The organism is Streptomyces globisporus C-1027, assembly GCF_000261345.2.
Taxonomy (GTDB): domain Bacteria; phylum Actinomycetota; class Actinomycetes; order Streptomycetales; family Streptomycetaceae; genus Streptomyces; species Streptomyces pakalii.
This window is the reverse complement of record NZ_CP013738.1, coordinates 6,486,886-6,505,488: the sequence shown is the minus strand read 5'-3', so window position 1 is coordinate 6,505,488 and position 18,603 is coordinate 6,486,886. Positions and strand designations below refer to the sequence as shown.

The 18,603-nt window shown below is 71.6% G+C and carries 16 protein-coding genes and 1 pseudogene; 11 read left to right on the top strand and 6 right to left on the bottom strand.

The annotated features are described in order from the left end of the window. Positions 1-23 precede the first annotated feature (23 nt). From WQO_RS28665 to WQO_RS28645, 5 genes are all read left to right on the top strand, one after another. Positions 24-1,634: a beta-N-acetylhexosaminidase gene (locus tag WQO_RS28665; RefSeq protein WP_010064261.1), complete on the top strand. Its 1,611-nt coding sequence runs from the start codon at positions 24-26 to the stop codon at positions 1,632-1,634. 37 nt (positions 1,635-1,671) lie between these two features. Continuing rightward, entirely contained in the window at positions 1,672-3,108 is a 1,437-nt protein-coding gene (locus WQO_RS28660; protein ID WP_010064262.1) for a cellulose binding domain-containing protein, read from the top strand. 216 nt (positions 3,109-3,324) lie between these two features. Continuing rightward, entirely contained in the window at positions 3,325-4,164 is an 840-nt protein-coding gene (locus WQO_RS28655; protein WP_010064263.1) for a TIM barrel protein, read from the top strand. A 68-nt stretch (positions 4,165-4,232) separates the two neighbouring features. Next, positions 4,233-5,126 carry a 2-hydroxy-3-oxopropionate reductase gene (locus WQO_RS28650; RefSeq protein WP_010064264.1) on the top strand — a complete coding sequence of 298 codons (894 nt, stop codon included), beginning with the start codon at positions 4,233-4,235 and terminating at the stop codon, positions 5,124-5,126. Between the two features lie 212 nt (positions 5,127-5,338). Then, entirely contained in the window at positions 5,339-6,796 is a 1,458-nt protein-coding gene (locus WQO_RS28645; protein WP_010064265.1) for a catalase, read from the top strand. Between the two features lie 537 nt (positions 6,797-7,333). Here the strand turns inward: WQO_RS28645 and WQO_RS36980 are convergent. Together WQO_RS36980 and WQO_RS37480 are read right to left on the bottom strand one after the other, a co-directional pair. Then, entirely contained in the window at positions 7,334-7,651 is a 318-nt protein-coding gene (locus WQO_RS36980; RefSeq protein ID WP_010064267.1) for a hypothetical protein, read from the bottom strand. Positions 7,652-7,663: 12 nt separating this feature from the next. Next, positions 7,664-7,741 (bottom strand): annotated as a pseudogene (locus WQO_RS37480) (TetR/AcrR family transcriptional regulator); the annotation flags it as partial. An 8-nt stretch (positions 7,742-7,749) separates the two neighbouring features. Between WQO_RS37480 and WQO_RS28635 the strand changes: the two are divergent. Continuing rightward, positions 7,750-8,484 (top strand): alpha/beta hydrolase, encoded by a 735-nt coding sequence (locus tag WQO_RS28635; RefSeq protein ID WP_010064268.1) that lies wholly within the window; start codon positions 7,750-7,752, stop codon positions 8,482-8,484. Between the two features lie 8 nt (positions 8,485-8,492). Here the strand turns inward: WQO_RS28635 and gcl are convergent, their stop codons facing one another. Beyond that, a complete protein-coding gene (gene gcl / locus WQO_RS28630; RefSeq protein ID WP_010064269.1) occupies positions 8,493-10,277 on the bottom strand; it encodes a glyoxylate carboligase in 1,785 nt (594 codons plus the stop codon). 260 nt (positions 10,278-10,537) lie between these two features. On the opposite strand from gcl, the gene WQO_RS28625 reads away from it, so the two are divergent. The 3 genes from WQO_RS28625 to WQO_RS28615 all read left to right on the top strand — a co-directional run bounded on the left by WQO_RS28625 (position 10,538) and on the right by WQO_RS28615 (position 12,167). Further along, positions 10,538-11,248, top strand: a complete 711-nt coding sequence (locus WQO_RS28625; protein WP_010064270.1) for a hypothetical protein — start codon at positions 10,538-10,540, stop codon at positions 11,246-11,248. A gap of 82 nt (positions 11,249-11,330) precedes the next feature. Beyond that, a complete protein-coding gene (locus WQO_RS28620) occupies positions 11,331-11,960 on the top strand; it encodes a GNAT family N-acetyltransferase (protein ID WP_029182716.1) in 630 nt (209 codons plus the stop codon). Positions 11,961-11,969: 9 nt separating this feature from the next. After that, positions 11,970-12,167, top strand: a complete 198-nt coding sequence (locus WQO_RS28615; RefSeq protein ID WP_010064272.1) for a hypothetical protein — start codon at positions 11,970-11,972, stop codon at positions 12,165-12,167. A gap of 24 nt (positions 12,168-12,191) precedes the next feature. Here the strand turns inward: WQO_RS28615 and WQO_RS28610 are convergent, their stop codons facing one another. After that, the gene (locus WQO_RS28610; RefSeq protein ID WP_010064274.1) at positions 12,192-13,799 is read right to left on the bottom strand and encodes an AMP-binding protein; all 1,608 of its coding nucleotides are present in this window, start codon (positions 13,797-13,799) and stop codon (positions 12,192-12,194) included. Then, complete coding sequence (locus WQO_RS28605; protein ID WP_010064275.1) at positions 13,796-15,472, bottom strand: AMP-binding protein; 1,677 nt, start codon at positions 15,470-15,472, stop codon at positions 13,796-13,798. The genes WQO_RS28610 and WQO_RS28605 overlap by 4 nt, the downstream gene beginning before the upstream one ends. A 130-nt stretch (positions 15,473-15,602) precedes the next feature. On the opposite strand from WQO_RS28605, the gene WQO_RS28600 reads away from it, so the two are divergent. Continuing rightward, a complete protein-coding gene (locus tag WQO_RS28600) occupies positions 15,603-16,445 on the top strand; it encodes a response regulator transcription factor (RefSeq protein WP_010064276.1) in 843 nt (280 codons plus the stop codon). Positions 16,446-16,466: 21 nt separating this feature from the next. Here the strand turns inward: WQO_RS28600 and WQO_RS28595 are convergent, their stop codons facing one another. After that, on the bottom strand, positions 16,467-17,603 hold the full coding sequence (locus WQO_RS28595; protein WP_010064277.1) for a winged helix DNA-binding domain-containing protein: 1,137 nt from the start codon (positions 17,601-17,603) through the stop codon (positions 16,467-16,469). Between the two features lie 120 nt (positions 17,604-17,723). Here WQO_RS28595 and WQO_RS28590 point away from each other — a divergent pair, with 120 nt between their 5' ends. Continuing rightward, positions 17,724-18,599, top strand: a complete 876-nt coding sequence (locus tag WQO_RS28590) for a DMT family transporter (protein ID WP_029182717.1) — start codon at positions 17,724-17,726, stop codon at positions 18,597-18,599. Positions 18,600-18,603 lie beyond the last annotated feature (4 nt).

Here is an 18,603-nt window from a genome sequence, read left to right as displayed (position 1 = left end):
GCGAACCGAACACGGAGACGCCCGTGCCCGCACCGCACCCCGCTCCCGCCCTGCTCCCCCACCCCGGCAAGGTCTCCTCGCTCGGCGGCCGGCTCACCCTGGACCGGGACACCACCGTCCGCGCGCTGCCGGGGGCGGAACCGGCGGCGGACCTGCTGCGCACCCTGGTCGGCCGCCCCGCGGGACTGCCGCTCACACCGTCGCCCGACGGCCGGGTCGTCCTCGCCCTGGACGACCGGCTCGGCGGACTCGGCGAGGAGGGATACGGGCTGACGGTCGCCCCGCAGGCCCTCCAGCTGCGCGCCGCCCACCGCACCGGGCTGCTCCGGGGCATCCAGACGATCCGCCAACTCCTGCCCGCCGAAGCCCTGTCGGGTGGGGCGACGGGCACCGGCTCCTGGCAGCTGCCCTGCGTCGAGATCACCGACGTACCGGACCGGCCGTGGCGCGGGGCGATGCTGGACGTGGCGCGCCGCTTCCAGCCGATCGGCTATCTGCACCGGTACGTGGACCTGCTGGCGCTGCACAAGCTGAACGTCCTGCACCTCCACCTCACCGACGACCAGGGCTGGCGGATGCCGGTCGACGCCTACCCCCGGCTGATCTCGGTCGGCTCCCGGCGGGCGCGGTCGCAGAAGGGCCCGACCGGCCCGGACGGGGCGCACTTCGACGCGGTGCCGCACGAAGGGCATTACACCAAGGGGGAGTTGAGGGGCCTGGTGCGGTACGCGGCGGAGCGCGGGATCACCGTCGTGCCGGAGATCGAGATGCCCGGCCATGTGCGGGCTGCGCTCGCCGCCTACCCGGAGCTGGGCAACCATCCGGGCCGGCGGCTGGATGTGTGGACCCGCTGGGGGGTGTGCGACACGATCCTCGGCGTCCACGAGGGGGTCTTCGACTTCTGCCGGGCGGTGCTGGAGGAGGTGATGGACGTCTTCCCGTCGCCGTACATCCACATCGGCGGCGAGGAATGCCCGACCACCGAGTGGGAGGACAGCCCGGCCGCCCGGGAGCGTGCGGCGGCGCTGGGACTCGCGGGCCCGGCGGAACTGCACGGCTGGTTCATGGGCCGGGTCGGGGCGTTCCTGGTCGAGCGTGGCCGGATCCCGCTCGGCTGGGTGGAGAACGGCGCCGAACTCCCTCCGGAATTTACGGTGATGACCTGGCGCGACGCCACGCACGCCCGGGCCGCCGCCCGCCGCGGCCATCAGGTGATCGCCGCGCACCACCGGGCGACCTATCTCGACTACGCCCAGTCCACGGACCCGTCCGAGCCGGTCGCCCAGCCCGGCGCGCCGGTCCCCCTGCACACGGTTCACGGCTACGAACCGGCCCCGCACGACTGGCCGGAGGCGGAGCGGGCCCGGGTGCTCGGGACCCAGGTCCAGCTGTGGACGGAGTATGCCCGCACCCCCGAGGAGATCGAGTACCTCAGCTTTCCCCGGCTCTGCGCGCTGGCCGACCGTTCCTGGTCCGGCGGGCGCGGCGACTGGCCGGGGTTCGTCGAGCGGCTGCGCCACCACACCGCCCGGCTGGACGCCCTGGGCGTCCCCTACCGCCCCCTGGACGCGCGGTCGCTCGCGACGGCCGTGTCCGCGTCCCCCTCCGCAGGAACAGCGCGACTCCACCCGTAACCCGTCCCCCACCACCGTTCCGGAGAGGAACACGCCTGTGAACACATCGCCCGCCCACCCCCGCCGGAGCAGGCTGCGCACCGCCGCCGCATCGGCCGCAGCCGTGGCGCTGGCCGCCACCGGTCTGGCCACCCTGCCGTCCTCGGCGTCCGCCGCTGCCGACGGGATCGTGGTCCAGTACCGGACGAGCGCGTCCGGTGCGAGCGCCGACCAGAGCGAGCCGTGGCTGAAGGTCCGCAACGCCGGCTCCACCTCCGTACCGCTGAGCGGCGTCAAGATCCGCTACTACTTCAAGGCCGACTCGCCCTCCGCCGCCTACCGGTTCGCCTGTTCCTGGGCGGTGAAGGGGTGCGCGAACATCACCGGTACGTTCGGGACGCTCGCGAACCCGACCGCCACCGCCGACCGCTACCTGGAGATCGGCTTCACCGCCGGGGCGGGCTCACTCGCACCGGGCGCGGACACCGGGGACATGCAACTCCGGTTCCACCAGAGCTCCTGGGCCTCGCTCGTCCAGTCCGACGACTACTCCTTCGGCCCGGACCGGACCGCGTACGGCGACTGGTCCAAGGCGACGGCCCACGTGAACGGTGCGACCGTGTGGGGCGAGGCGCCCGGAGGCAACGGCCCGACCGACCCGCCGGACCCGACCGACCCGCCGACCGACGGCCCCCGGCTCTTCGACGACTTCCATTACAGCTCCCACACCGACCCGAAGATCAACGCCAACGGCTGGAGCGTACGGTCCAACTCCGGCGGCCCCGGGGTGCCGGGCGCGACCTGGGCGCCCGAGAACGTCACCTTCGCCTCGCAGAGCGGGAACTCGGTGATGAACCTGGAGACGTCGACGGCGGGCACAGGCGCTTCGACGAAGCACACCGAGATCCTGACCAAGTCGATGAAGTTCAAGAACGGGACCTACGCGTCCCGGGTGAAGTTCAGCGACGCCCCGCGCTCGGGCCCGGACGGCGACCGGATCGTGCAGACGTTCTTCACCATCAACGACCTCAAGGCGCCGATGGCGGACGACTACGCGGAGTACGACTTCGAGTATCTGCCGAACGGCGGCTGGGGCGAGCCGGCCAACATCCTCTACACGACCTCGTGGGAGACCTATCGGCCCGACCCGTGGGAGGCGGTCAACGCGCACAGCGAGGTCCGGGCGTCGTACGCGGGCTGGCACGACCTGGTGGTGACGATCGACGACAACCAGATCACGTACTACGTCGACGGTCAGCACTTCGGCACGCACGGGGCGGCGTATCTGCCCGAGCGGCCGATGTCGATCAACTTCAACCAGTGGCTGATCGATCTGGAGGGCCAGCCGAGCACGACACCCCGCGCCTACGACCAGCAGGTGGACTACGTCCTGCATGTGAAGGACCAGGTGCTCACCCCCTCCCAGGTGAACGCGATGGTCGGGGCGTACCGCAGTGCGGGGACGAGCTTCGAGGACACGGTTCCGGGCAGCTAGGGGCAGTCCGTACGGCGTGAGAGCCGGGCGGGGCGGGGGTCGACGGCGGCCCCCGCCCCGCTTTCGTATGCCCGGAGGGGCTCCGGCCACCGATTCCGTACGCCGTCGACCGGGGCGAATTTTGCGGCACCCCCTTGACAGCCCTGCCCCCCTCCGGGCAATCTTCCGTTAAGCAGAAACTAACTTCCGCAATACGGAAGGAGCGCCGACATCCTCATGGGATACCCGGACCAGCGCTTCGATGTGAACCTCTCGATACTCTTCACGGAACTCCCGCTCCTGGAGCGTCCTGCGGCAGCCGCCGCGGCGGGCTTCACCGCGGTCGAGCTGTGGTGGCCCTGGATCGAGACCCCCACCCCCATCCGAGCTGAGCTCGACGCCCTCAAGAAGGCGCTCGACGACGCCGGCACCCAGCTCGTGGGACTGAACTTCTACGCCGGACAGCTGCCCGGCCCCGACCGCGGCGCGCTCTCCGTGCCCGGCTCGGAGTCGGACCGCTTCCGGGAGAACATCGAGGTGGCGGCCGACTTCGCCGCCTCGGTCGGCTGCACGGCGCTCAACGCGCTGTACGGCAACCGCGTCGAGGGCGTGGACCCGCAGGTCCAGGACGCGCTCGCGCTGGAGAACCTGGTGCTGGCCGCCCGCGCGGCGGACCGCGTCGGGGCGATCCTCCTGATCGAGACCCTGAACAAGCCGGAATCGCCGCTCTATCCGCTGGTCAGCGCACCGGCCGCGATCGAGGTGGTCGACAAGGTCAACGCGGCGACGGGCCTCGGGAACGCGAAGTTCCTGCTGGACCTGTACCACCTCTCGATGAACGGCGAGGACCTCAGCCAGGTCATCAAGGCGTACGCCGCCAAGACCGGCCACGTCCAGATCGCCGACAACCCGGGACGCGGCGCGCCGGGCACCGGCTCGCTCCCGCTGGAGCGGCTCCTGGACGAGCTGAAGGACGCCGGTTACGCGGGCTGGGTCGGCCTGGAGTACAAGCCGGGCGACCGGCCGAGCACGGAGGCCTTCGACTGGCTTCCGGCCTCGGCCCGAGCCGCCGGCTGACCGGCCGGGTCCACCACGGGGTGAGTCCAACCCCCTTACGTACACACGTTTTTCAGGAAGGCACGCTCATGAGCAACAACCTCCCCAAGGTCGCCTGGATCGGTCTCGGCATCATGGGCTCCCCCATGTCGGAGAACCTGATCAAGGCCGGTTACTCCGTCACCGGATACACCCTGGAGCAGGACAAGATCGACCGGCTGGTCGCGGCCGGCGGCACCGGCGCCTCCTCGATCGCGGACGCGGTCGAGGAGGCGGATGTCGTCATCACGATGGTGCCCGCGTCGCCGCAGGTCGAGGCCATCGCGTACGGCCCGGACGGCATCCTGGAGAACGCGAAGCGCGGCGCGCTGCTGGTGGACATGTCCTCCATCACCCCGCAGACCTCGGTCGACCTCGCCAAGAACGCGGCCGAGAAGGGCATCCGGGTCCTGGACGCGCCGGTCTCCGGCGGCGAGGCCGGCGCCATCGAGGCGGTCCTGTCCATCATGGTCGGCGGCGAGCAGGCGGACTTCGACGCCGCGAAGCCGCTCCTGGACGCGCTGGGCAAGACCATCGTGCTCTGCGGCCCGCACGGCTCCGGCCAGACGGTGAAGGCGGCCAACCAGCTGATCGTCGCGGTCAACATCCAGGCCTGCGCCGAGGCCGTGGTCTTCCTGGAGAAGTCCGGGGTCGACCTCACCGCCGCGCTCGACGTCCTCAACGGGGGCCTCGCCGGCTCGACCGTGCTGACCCGCAAGAAGGACAACTTCCTGAAGCGGGACTTCGCCCCGGGCTTCCGGATCGACCTGCACCACAAGGACATGGGCATCGTCACGGACGCCGCCCGCAACGTCGGCGCGGCCCTGCCCGTCGGCGGTGTGGTCGCCCAGCTGGTCGCCTCGCTGCGCGCCCAGGGCGACGGCGGCCTCGACCACTCGGCGCTGCTGCGCTCGGTCGAGCGGCTCTCCGGCTCCCAGGTCTGACCTCTCCCCGGGCGCCGCGAGGCGCCCCGGCCCGCACGGCGGGCCCTCTGATCTCCGGGCCGCGGTGGCGCTGACACCTGTCCTGTCGCGCCCAGGCGCTGCCGCGGCCCGGAACCACACACTTCGTTTTCAACAAACTGTTGACGTTCTCTCCGCGGCGAATCTACGCTCCTCAAGCCGTCAGCAGCTCGTACGAAAGGTCATCCCGCCACATGGCTAAGCGTGTGCTCACGACCGAGTCAGGCGCCCCGGTCGCCGACAACCAGAACTCCGCCACCGCCGGTGTCGGTGGACCGATCCTCCTCCAGGACCAGCACCTCCTGGAGAAGCTCGCCCGCTTCAACCGTGAGCGCATCCCGGAGCGCGTGGTCCACGCCCGTGGTTCCGGCGCGTACGGCTACTTCGAGGTGACCGACGACGTCACCGGCTTCACCAGCGCCGACTTCCTCTCATCGGTCGGCAAACGCACCGAGACGTTCCTCCGCTTCTCGACCGTCGCCGACTCGCTCGGCGGCGCGGACGCGGTCCGCGACCCGCGCGGCTTCGCCCTCAAGTTCTACACGGACGAGGGCAATTACGACCTGGTCGGCAACAACACCCCGGTGTTCTTCATCAAGGACCCGATCAAGTTTCCCGACTTCATCCACTCGCAGAAGCGCGACCCGTTCACGGGCAAGCAGGAGCCGGACAACGTCTGGGACTTCTGGGCGCACGCCCCCGAGGCGACGCACCAGGTCACCTGGCTGATGGGCGACCGCGGCATCCCCGCCTCGTACCGTCACATGAACGGCTACGGCTCGCACACCTACCAGTGGACGAACGCCGAGGGCGAGGCCTTCTTCGTCAAGTACCACTTCAAGACGAACCAGGGCGTGCGGTCCCTCTCCGCCGACCAGGCCGCCGAGCTCGTCGGCAAGGACGCCAACTCGCACCAGACGGACCTGCTCCAGGCCATCGAGCGCGGCGTCAACCCGTCCTGGACGCTGCACGTCCAGGTGATGCCGGCCGCCGAGGCCGCGGACTACCGGTTCAACCCGTTCGACCTCACCAAGGTGTGGCCGCACAGCGACTACCCGCTCCAGCGGGTCGGCCGTCTGGTCCTGGACCGGAACCCGGACAACGTCTTCGCCGAGGTCGAGCAGGCCGCGTTCTCCCCGAACAACTTCGTGCCCGGCATCGGTCCCTCCCCGGACAAGATGCTCCAGGGCCGGCTGTTCGCCTACGCGGACGCGCACCGCTACCGTCTGGGCGTCAACCACACCCACCTGCCGGTGAACGCGCCGCGCACGGCGGTCGTCGACAACTACGGCCGCGACGGGCTGCACGCGACCCGCAACGGCTCGCGCCACGACAAGAACTACGAGCCCAACTCGTACGCCGGTCCGGCGCAGACCGACGCGGCGCTCGCCGCGCCGCTCGCGATCCACGGCTGGACGGGCACACACGAGGCGCCCGCCCACACCAAGGACGACGACTTCTTCCAGGCGGGCGAACTCTTCCGGCTCATGTCGGAGGACGAGAAGGGCCGCCTGGTCGCGAACATCGCCGGAGGCCTCTCGCAGGTCACCCGCGACGACGTGATCGAGAAGAACCTCGCCCACTTCCACGCCGCCGACGCCGACTACGGCAAGCGCGTGGAGGAGGCGGTCCGCGCCCTGCGCGAGGACTGAGCCTCCCTCAGATCCCTGCCCGTACCGCGTACCCGGATGAGGGGTGTCGCGCGGTGGGGGCAGGACGACGAGGCCGCGGCGGCTGTGCGATGCCAGTGCGGTGGTGAAGGCCCGGGGACCGTCTTCTGACCTGAAGAAGACGCCCTCGCCCGGGCCGATCGCCGCCGCCGCGGTCCCTGTCACCCCCTGAACGAGGGCGTGGAGTACGGATACGGTCCCGTACTCCACGCCCTTCTGCGTACCCGCACCCATTCAGCCCGTCTCCTCGCGATGGTCCGAGCCCGGAAATCCAGCCCGTCCGGCGTTTGAGGACGGAACCCTCGCGGTGGTGGGGCCGCACCCTCCATGCAGGGACACGGGCGATTCGCTCCCCGAAGGGCTTCAGGCCCACCAAGCCCAGGGTTCCGCCCTCAAACGCCGGGCAGGCTGGGGTTCGGGACCAAGCCGCCCCGCAGCAAAGCGAGATACGCCTCAGCCGCCGCCCCCCTCCGCTCCACCGGATGCTCCCCCACCGCATGCACAGCCCACACAGCAGCTTCAGCAGATTCTCACCGGTGAGAGCGGGACCGGGCGCACCAGCCCGAGGAGCCGGGAGACCGCCGCGACCAGCTTCCCCTTGGCCCGGCTCAGGGACTCCGTCTCGTCGGACCCGGTGATCAGCACGTCGATGAGACCGGGCCGGGCCAGGGCCGCCGCGAGGGCCGTGCGCAGAAAGTCCACGAGGGCCGAGGCGGGATCGGGCCGCCCGTGGGCCTCCTCGGCCGCGTCGGTGAGCCGGCGCACCTCCTCCTCCAGGACGCTCTCCAGCATCGCCCGCTGCGTGGGGAGGACCCGGTAGACCGTCCCCACGCCCACGCCCGCCCTGCGTGCGAGTTCGTTGAGGGTGAGACCGGTCTCCCCGTCGGCAAGGGCCCGCCGGGCCTCGTCGAAGACCTTCTCTGCCAGGAGCCGTCATGACCGTCGTGTTCGTCCACGGGGTGCCGGAAACCCCCGCCGCCTGGAACGCCCTCCGGGAGCGGATCGACCGCCCCGCCCTGGCCCTGCCGCTGCCCGGCTTCGGCAGCCCCCGACCGGCCGGCCTGGCGGACAAGGAGGCGTACGCCGCCTGGCTGGCGGACGAACTGCGGGCGCTCGGCGGACCGGTGGACCTGGTCGGCCACGACTGGGGGGCGCACCTGGCGATGCGGGTCGTCTCCGCGTACGACGTTCCGGTGCGCAGCTGGGTCTCGGACGTGGCCCACGGCTGGCACCCCGGCTACCGGTGGCACGAGGCGGCCGTCCTCTTCCAGCAGAGCCCGCAGGGCGAGGAACTGCTCGCGTCGCTGCGCGCCGACTCCCCCGGCAGCCCGTCCTTCGGGGACTTCCTGCGCCCCCGCGGGATGAGCGCCGAACTGGCGACCGAGGTCGACGCCGTGCACGACGAGGTGATGAGCGCGGCCGTCCTCGCGCTCTACCGATCGGCGCGCCCCCACCTCCACGCCGACTGGGGCCGGGAGTTCGACGGCCCCGCCTCGGAGCGCGGACGAAGGAACTGGACGGACTCACCCACTACTGGACGCTCCAGGACCCCGGCCGGGGAGCGGAGGCGCTGGAGCGCTTCCGGGCGGCGTGCGAAGCAAGCTGAACCCGAACGCACGGAGGGCCCTTGCCCCGGAGCCGTGCTCCGGGGCAAGGGCCCTCGTGGGTGACGGATCCGTCAGGAAGCCGTCAGCGGGCGGATCGCCGTCGGGGCGTGGGACGGGTCCGTCGCCAGGTCCTCGAACTCGTTCACCGACGCGATGTCACTCCCGCTCATCGCGATGTTCGTGACCCGCTCCAGGATCGCCTCGACGACGACCGGGACACGGAACTCCGCCGCCAGCTTCTTCGCCTCCTCGAAGGCCGGCAGCAGCTGGTCCGGCTCGGTGACCCGGATCGCCTTGCAGCCGAGGCCCTCGACGACCTTGACGTGGTCGACGCCGTAGACGCCCAGCTCCGGGGAGTTGAGGTTCTCGAACTCCAGGTTGACCTGGAAGTCGATGTCGAAGTTGCGCTGCGCCTGGCGGATGAGCCCCAGGTAGGAGTTGTTCACCAGGACGTGGACGTACGGGATGCGGTGCTGCGCGCCGACGGCCAGCTCCTCCAGCATGAACTGGAAGTCGTAGTCGCCGGAGAGGGCGACGACGGTGCCCTCCGGGTCCGCGGTGGCGACGCCCAGGGCGGCCGGGATCGTCCAGCCGAGGGGGCCCGCCTGGCCGCAGTTGATCCAGTGGCGCGGCTTGTAGACGTGCAGCATCTGCGCGCCCGCGATCTGGGAGAGCCCGATCGTGGTGACGTAACGGGTCTCGGGGCCGAACGCCCGGTTCATCTCCTCGTACACGCGCTGCGGCTTGAGCGGCACGTTGTCGAAGTGCGTCTTGCGCTGGAGGGTCGCCTTGCGCTCCTGCGTGGAGCCGGCCCAGGCCGAGCGGTCCTTCAGCTCGCCCGCCGCCTTCAGCTCGCGCGCCACCTCGACGAAGAGCTCCAGCGCGGCCTTGGCGTCGGAGGCGATGCCGAGGTCGGGGGCGAAGATCTTGCCGATCTGGGTGGGCTCGATGTCGACGTGGACGAAGGTGCGGCCCTGGGTGTAGACGTCCAGCTTTCCGGTGTGGCGGTTGGCCCAGCGGTTGCCGATGCCGAGGACGAAGTCGGACTCCAGGAAGTTCGCGTTGCCGTAGCGGTGCGAGGTCTGGAGGCCCACCATGCCGGCGTTCAGCTCGTGGTCGTCAGGGAGGATGCCCCAGCCCATCAGGGTCGGGATGACCGGGACGCCGGTCAGCTCGGCGAACTCCACGAGCAGCTCGGAGGCGTCGGCGTTGATGATGCCGCCGCCCGCGACGAGCACCGGGCGCTCCGAGGCGTTCAGCATCTGCACGGCCCGCTCGATCTGCTTGCGGGAGGCCGCGGGCTTGTGCACCGGGATGGGCTCGTACAGCTCGGGGTCGAACTCGATCTCGGTGAGCTGGACGTCGATCGGCAGGTCGATGAGGACCGGTCCGGGGCGGCCGGTGCGCATCAGGTGGAAGGCCTGCTGGAAGACGCCGGGGACCTGCGCGGCCTCCAGGACGGTGGTCGCGGCCTTGGTGACCGGCTTGGCGATCGAGGAGATGTCGACGGCCTGGAAGTCCTCCTTGTGCAGGACCGCTGTCGGCGCCTGGCCGGTGATGCAGAGGATCGGGATGGAGTCGGCGATGGCCGAGTACAGCCCGGTGATCATGTCGGTGCCCGCCGGGCCCGACGTACCGATGCAGACGCCGATGTTGCCGGCCTTGGCCCGGGTGTACCCCTCCGCCATGTGGGAGGCGCCCTCGACGTGGCGGGCCAGCGTGTGGTGGACCCCGCCCGAGGCCTTGAGGGCCGCGTAGAAGGGGTTGATCGCCGCGCCCGGAACGCCGAACGCGTTGCTGACGCCTTCGCGCTTCAGGATCTCAACTGCCGCTCGGGCAGCGGTCATACGAGGCATGGAAGCTCCTGCTCGGGATTGGTGGAGTCGGGCTCTGTCGCGCCACCTGAGAGCACCAATTCCGTATTACGGAAACTTAGTTCTGCTATATGGAAGCAATCTAGAAGCTGGGGCGATCGCCGTCAAGGGCGCGCACCGCCGCACGCACTGCATGAAGTACGTCGATCCCCTCCCCAGAGCCTCGCTCCTGGTGGACGATGGGGTGACGAGTCAGGCACGGAGCGGAGTCGGTCGCGCGGCCGTGCCGGAGGGAGAGATACGTGGAGTCCGTGCCGGTCCGGTGCCCCGTCTGCAACCGGGACCACGCCTACAGCACCCCGGCCTACCCCTGCCCGTGCGGCATGCCCACCGCCCCGCCGCTGCTGGCCGGCGCCCCGGCGGTCCGGGTCGGCCACCGCAGCTGGAACGACGTCTGGGTCACCGTCCGCTGCTCGTCCTGCGCCCGGGAGGACCAGTGGCCGCAGCCCGAGCTGTGCTGCCCGTGCGGCACCGTCCTGCGGATACCGGTACGCCCCGTGGCCACCGCCGAGGCCCCCGCCGCACCGGTCTCGCCGGCCCACATCCCCCTGCCGCGCACCGCCGCGCACCCGCGCCCGACGTTCCGCCCGATGACCATCCGTACGGGCCACGACGCGGTGAGCACGGCCGGCCTGTATCTGACCTGGCTCGGCTACCGGGACGTCGGTCGGCCCGGCGCGGGCCCGGCCTCCGGCATCGATCTGCGGGGCGACGGCGTCATCGCCCGGGTCGACTCCAGCACCCGCCCGGCCACGCTGCGCGCGGTCGAGACCCTCTGGCTCAACGCGCTGGGCACCTCGGCGACCGGAGTGTTCTTCTCCCTCGCGGGGTACGCCCCCGACGCCCGGGCCCGCGCGGACGGCGTCGGTCTTCCGCTCTTCGTGCTGGACCTGACCGGGACCCCGCAGCCGGTGAACAGCCCGGCCGACGAGCTGGTCAGCACGGGCGCCTGAACGGACGACCCGGGCACCGCCCGGAGAGGCGGATCCGGCCACCCGCGTACCGGTCCGGCTTCCGGCGCGGCACACTGAGTACATGCGTATCCGCTCCGCCAGACGCTCGGATCTCCCGGTGCTCCAGGACATCGAGCGCGCCGCAGGGGAACCGTTCCGCGCCCTGGGCATGGCCTTCGTGGCCGACGACGATCCGCCCCCGCTCGACCTGCTGGAGAGCTACCGGCAGGCAGGCCGTTGCTGGGTGGCCACCGACCCCCTCTCCGCCACCGGCGACCGGCCGCTCGGCTATGTGCTCGCCGATCCCGTCGACGACGCCCTGCACATCGAGCAGGTCTCGGTCGACCCCGCCGCCGCCCGCCGGGGTATCGGCCGGGACCTCATCGCCCATCTCGCCGCCCTGGCCGCGCGGCGGGGCATGACGGCGCTCACCCTGACCACCTTCACCGACGTGCCGTGGAACGCCCCGTACTACGCCCGGATCGGCTTCCGGGTCCTGGCCGAGGGCGAGCTCACCGACGGTCTCCGCGCGATCCGCGCCGAGGAGGCCCAGCACGGCCTCGACCGCTGGCCCCGGGTCTGCATGCGGCGCGAACTGTCGCCCGTCCCCCGGCCGTCGCCGGCCCCGAAGCCCGCGAAGGCCCCACCGGTTCCGGACACTTCGGGGGCCGCCGACGATTCGGGAGCCCTCGCTGTCAGTGGTGGCGCGTAAGCTGTGCGCATGGCTTTACTCCCCGACAGCTCCCACCCCGCAGACCGCCCCGCGCCCGCCGCCGAGCAGGCGAACGAGGCCATCCGCGCGCTCGTCGACGCCACAGGACCGGACTGGTCCGCCGTGGAGGCGGCGACGTACGAGGTGCTGCTCGTCGAGTGGGCGGCGGCGACCCGGGGCGACCCCGACATCATCGAAGCCGCCTGAACCAACGTCCCGCACGCCCACCTCTCAGTCCGCGTACGTCTCGCGCAGTTCGATCTTGCGGACCTTCCCGCTGACCGTCATCGGGAAGGTCTCCAGGATCCGCAGCCTGCGCGGGATCTTGTAGTGCGCGAGCCGCTCCCGGCAGTGCTCGGTGAGCTCCTCCAGGGTGGGCGGGTCGGCCGGGTCCCGGGGGATGACGCAGGCCAGGATCTCCTCGCCGTAGCGCTCGTCCGGGACTCCGACCACCTGCACATCGGCGATCTTCGGGTGGCCGTGCAGGAACTCCTCGATCTCCCTCGGGTACACGTTCTCGCCGCCCCGGATGATCATGTCCTTGATCCGGCCGACGACCTGGACGTACCCGTCCTCGCCCATCACCGCGAGGTCGCCCGTGTGCATCCACCGCCCCGCGTCGATCACCTCGGCGGTGCGGTCGGGCTGGTCCCAGTAGCCGAGCATCACGCTGTAGCCCCGGGTGCGCAGTTCGCCCGAGCTGCCGCGCGGCAGGGTGACGCCGGTGACCGGGTCGACGACCTTGACCTCGATGTGCGGCAGCACACGGCCCACCGTGCCGGTGCGGCGCTCCAGGTCGTCGTCGCGGCGGGTCTGGGTGGAGACGGGTGAGGTCTCCGTCATCCCGTAGCAGATGGACACCTCGGCCATGTGCATCTCGGCGACGACCCGCTTCATCACCTCGGCCGGGCAGGGGGAACCGGCCATGATCCCGGTGCGCAGCGAGGAGAGGTCGTAGGCGGCGAAGTCCGGCAGATTCAGTTCGGCGATGAACATGGTGGGCACCCCGTACAGCGAGGTGCAGCGCTCCTGCTGCACGGCGGCGAGCACGGTGGCGGGTTCGAAGGACGGGCCGGGGATCACGATGCAGGCGCCGTGCGAGGTGCAGGCGAGGTTGCCCATCACCATGCCGAAGCAGTGGTAGAAGGGCACCGGGAGGCAGACCCGGTCCGCCTCGGTGTAGGCGATCGTCTCCCCCACGAAATAGCCGTTGTTGAGGATGTTGTGGTGGGAGAGCGTCGCCCCCTTGGGGAAGCCGGTGGTGCCCGAGGTGTACTGGATGTTGATCGGGTCGTCGCAGGACAGCTCCGCCTCGCGGGCCGCCAGTTGGTCGCGCGTCACGGCGGGGGCGGCTGCGGTCAGCTCCGCCCAGGACGGGTCGCCGATGTAGTGGACGGCCCGCAGGCCGGGGCAGTTGACGCGGACCTCCTCGACCAGGGCGCGGTAGTCGCTGGTGCGGTGGGAGAGCGAGGCGACCAGCAGGGAGATGCCCGCCTGCTTCAGGACGAACTCCACCTCGTGGGCGCGGTAGGCCGGGTTGACCGTGACCATGACGGCCCCGATCCGGGCCGTGGCGTACTGGACGAGCACCCACTCGGGGCAGTTGACCGCCCAGATGCCGACCCGGTCGCCCTTCGCCACCCCCGACGCCATCAGGGCCCGGGCCAGTTCGTCGACGTCCGCGACGAATTCCGTATACGTCCAGCGCCGGCCCGTTGCCACGTCAACCAGGGCCTCACGGTCGCCGTGCGCGGCGGCCGTCCGGTCGAGGTTGCGGCCGATGGTGTCGCCGAGCAGCGCGGTGTCGCCGATGCCGTGCGCGTACGAGAGCAGGCTCATTTCAGGTCTCCCTCGTCGTACTCGGCGCCGGTGCCGAGAGCGGTGCGTTCGCGGAGTTCGATGCGGCGGATCTTGCCCGAGACGGTCTTGGGCAGCTCCGCGAACTCCAGCCTGCGGATGCGTTTGTACGGGGCGAGGACCGCCCGGGAGTGCTCGAAGAGGACCTTCGCGGTGTCCGGTCCCGGCTCCCAGCCCTCCGCGAGCACGACGTACGCCTTCGGGACGGCGAGGCGGAGCGGGTCGGGGGCGGGTACGACGGCGGCCTCGGCGACCGCCTCGTGTTCGAGCAGGGCGCTCTCCAGCTCGAACGGCGAGATCTTGTAGTCGGAGGCCTTGAACACGTCGTCGGCGCGGCCGACATAGGTGATGTAGCCGTCCTCGTCGCGGGCGCCGATGTCACCGGTGCGGTAGTAGCCGCCGGCCATCGACTCGGCGGTGCGGTCGGGGTCGCCGTGGTAGCCGGTCATCAGGCCGACGGGGCGGTCGGCGAGGTCGAGGGCGATCTCCCCCTCGGCCGCCCCGGGCTGCCCGGTCACCGGGTCGAGCAGCTCGACGGTGTAACCGGGGCTCGGGCGGCCCATGGAGCCGGTCTTGAGGGGCTGGCCGGGGCTGTTGGCGACCTGGACGGCGGTCTCGGTCTGCCCGAAGCCGTCCCGGATGGTGACGCCCCACTCCCGCCGGACCGTCTCGATGACCTCCGGGTTCAGCGGCTCACCGGCCGCGACGACCTCGCGCGGCGGGGTGGCCAGCTGGCCCAGGTCCGCCTGGATGAGCATCCGCCAGACCGTGGGCGGGGCACAGAAACTGGTGATGCCCGAGCGGTCCATCTCGGCCATCAGCCGGCCCGCGTCGAAGCGGGTGTAGTTGAAGATGAAGACGGTGGCCTCGGCGGTCCACGGGGCGAAGAGGTTGGACCAGGCGTGCTTGGCCCAGCCGGGCGAGGAGATGTTCAGATGGACGTCGCCGGGCTTCAGGCCGATCCAGTACATCGTCGCCAAGTGGCCCACGGGATAGGACACATGGGTGTGCTCGACCAGCTTAGGACTGGCGGTGGTGCCGGAGGTGAAGTACAGCATCAGCGGTTCGTCCGCGTCCGTCTCCCGGCCGGGCGTGAAACCGGCGGGCGCGTCGGCCGCCTCGGCGTACGACCGCCAGCCCGCCACCTCCTCGCCGACCGCGATCCGGGTGTAGCGGCCGGGGACCTCGTCGAACTTCGCGGTGTCCGCGTCCCGCACCAGCACATGGCGCACCCGGCCGCGCTCCACCCGGTCGCGCAGGTCGGCGGGGCCGAGCAGCGGGGTGGCGGGGATGACGACGGCCCGCAGCTTCATCGCGGCGAGAGCGGTCTCCCACAGCTCGACCTGGTTGCCGAGCATCACGAGGATGCGGTCGCCCTCCCGTACGCCCTGTGCCTTCAGCCAGTTGGCGGTCCGGTCGGAGCGCGTCGACATCGCGGCGAAGGACACCTCGGTGCGCCGGCCGTCCTCCTCCACGATGTGCAGGGCGGTCCGGTCGTTGTTCTCGGCGATGACGTCGAACCAGTCCAGCGCCCAGTTGAAGTGGTCCGCCCGCGGCCAGCGGAAGCCGGCGTACGCCCGCTCGTAGTCCTCGCGGTGCTCCAGCAGGAAGTCCCGGGCGGCCCGGAACGTCTCGGTCGCGCTGGTTGCCGACATGTGCCCTCCTCATTACGGACCCGTCGCCTAACATCATGTAAACAGTGACCCAGGTCTCACCACCCCCGGACGGGGGTGGTCCGCTCCCCCGTCCGGAGGAGTTGCGCGGGCCGGGTGGAGGGGCGTCGGAGTGCCGGAAGCGGTCGATGCGGTGGAGATGCAGGCAGCGCTGCTGAGGCTGCGCCGCACGAGCGGACTTCCCGTGGTGTTCGGCGGGCTGCTGTCGGACGCGCGCCACGCACGGATCGCCGAGCTGAACGGGGCGCAGACCAGCGCCCTGCGGGGCCTCGTCATCTCCGCCGGGAGCGGCCTCGGCGGCAAGGCCATCGCGCTGTCCCGGCCCTGCGCGGTGACGGACTACGCCACCTCCCGCCACATCAGCCATGAGTACGACGCGGCGGTGGCGGCGGAGGGCCTGCGTTCGGTCGTCGCGGTCCCCGTCGTCGTCCGGCGCGCGGTGCGGGGCGTGCTGTACGGGGCGCTGCGGACGCCGGTGACGCTCGGCGACCGGACGTTCGACGCGGTGGTGGCGGCGGCCCGTGATGTGGAGCAGTCGCTCGCGGTACGGGACTCGGCGCGGCAGTTGCTGGCGGCGGGCCGGGAGCGGGTGAGCGATCCGGACGCGGTGCCGGGTGCGTGGGAGGACGTGCGCGAGGCCCACCGCGACCTGCGCGCCCTGGTCCCGAGGGTCGTCGATCCGGACCTGCGCGATGAGCTGCTGGAGGTCTGCGGGCGGCTCGCCTCGGCGTCGGGGGCCAAGGCGTCCACGGCCCGGGAGGTGCGCCTCGCGCCGCGCGAGGTGGACGTGGTGGCGTGCGTGGCGGCCGGCGCGACGAACGCGGCGGCGGCCGAGCGGCTGGGGCTGCGGCCCGAGACGGTGAAGGGGTATCTGCGGTCCGCGATGCGGAAGTTGGGAGCGCACACCCGGCTGGAGGCGGTGGTGGCGGCCCGCCGGGCGGGGCTGCTGCCCTGACCTGGGCCGGTCGCGCGGGGCTCAGTCCCCGAAGTCCAGGAACGTGCCGAACCGGACGTCGTGGTCCGTGGCGTCCGTCATCACCGTCATCATCCGCGCCGCCTCCTCGGCCATCTCCGTGCGCTGCGCGCGGGACGGTTTCCGCAGTGCCTGCACGGTCAGGATCACGGTCCCGCCCTCGCGGTCCACGCGCCAGAGGGCGTCGAGGAAGCCGTCGACGAGGACACTCCCGTACGTCTGGTTGCCCTTCCCGTTGCGCCCCTTGTTGACCTCGGGGATGACCCGGGCGCGGTCGGCGTGGCCGAGCAGGACGTTGTCGAACTCGGGCAGGAAACGCGGTGGGGCCGGGGTGTCCGGGGCGGGGCGCGGGGCGTCCGGGAGGTCGAACAGCTCGACGCCCCGCTCGTCGCGGAAGGTGAGCAGCCTTGGCCGCAGCCGTTCGAAGACCTCCTTGGTGCGGGTGAGGCCCGCCCACGCCTGGAAGTCCATCACCGAGGCGGGGCCGAACGCGCCCAGGTAGCGCAGCACGGTGGCGTCCAGCCCGGGCGCCGGTCCGGCGGACCGGCCGAGCCAGTGCTCGACGGTGGTCAGGGCCACCTGTCCGCTGCGGCCCCACAGTCCGCGCGGGGTGACCTGGACCAGGGGCAGGAGACAGCGTGCGGCGACGGAGAGCGCGAGGGGGTCGGCGTCCGGCCAGTGGTTGAGGAGCTCCTCGCGCAGTTCCCCCAGCGGGCGCGGGCGCTCCTCGACGAACTCCTCGGTCACCGCCGCCAGCCGGTCCAGGTCCACCCCTTCCAGCCCGCGCCTAAAACCCTTCAGCTCCCGGTCGCGCGGCGCCCGCACCAGCGGGACCAGGCTGAGCGCGTCGTCCGCCGTATGGGTGTGGAGGGTGGAGCGCAGGGAGACGGTCCGGACGGCCTCCCGGGACTCCATCAGGGCGGACAGCTCCTCGGGGTCGAAGTCCGTGAGCCGGGCGTACAGCTGGAAGTACGGGGGCTTGGTGTTCTGGGCCTGGAGTCCGACGAGGTGGGTGACCGCGTCCATCGCGGACATCGGTGACCGGCGCAGCAGGAGCTGCCGGTCCAGGGTCGCCCGGTTCAGCGCCCGGGTGGTGAGGACGGCGGGCGGTGCGGCGGTGCGGTGCGTCTTCGCGGCCATGGTCCGCACGCTACCGGGGCTTGCGGTCGGTTACGGTCCGCACGTCGCGGAGTACGGGCGTTACGCCCACCGGACCTGTGCGCCGCGCGCCCCGGGCGGGCCGCCGCCATGATGGGCCGGGTGATCAGTGTCCTGTTCGCCGTCCTGACCGCCCTCAGCAACGGCTGCGCCTCGGTGCTCCAGCGCCGGGCGGCGATGGAGGTACCCGACAGCGAGGCGATGCGGCTGTCGCTGATGACCCGTCTGGTGCGGCAGAAGGTGTGGCTGGCGGGGATCGGGCTGGTGATCGTGGCGGCGGTCTGCCAGGCGATCGCGCTGGCCACCGGGCCGATCGCGGTGGTCCAGCCGATCTTCGTGATCGAGCTGCCGCTGACGCTGCTGGTCGCCGGTCTGGTGATGCGGGTGCGGGCGGACGCGGTCGTCTGGTCCGGGGTCGCGGCGGTCACGGCGGGCCTGGCGCTCGGTATGGCGGCGGCCGCCCCGGTCGAGGGACGCGACACGGTGGAGGACTTCGCGTGGATTCCGGCGCTGCTGGTGACCGGGGTGTTCGAGGCGGGGCTGATCGTCGCCGCGCTCCGCAGCCGGGGCAACGCCCGGGCGGCGCTGCTGGGTCTGGCAGCCGCCTGCGGGTACGCGCTGACGGCCGCGCTGATGAAGGACGCGATGGCGAACCTGGACGACGGCGGGGTGGTCGCGCTGCTGGCGTCCTGGCAGCTGTACGCCACGGCGGCGGCCGGGGTGGGTGCGCTGTTCCTGCTCCAGAACGCCCTGCAGGCGGGCAGTCTGGTGGCCGTTCAGCCGATGCTGACGCTGGGGGACGCGCTGATCAGCATCCTGTACGGGGTGACGCTGTTCGACGAGGAGCTGCGGACCGGGTGGTGGCTGCTGCCCGAGCTGGTCGCGCTGGCCCTGATCGCCACGGGCTGCGTGCGCCTGGCCCGTACGCCACTGGCCAGGGGCACGCTCGCGCCGCCACCGCCGCCCGCGCCTCGGTGAACGC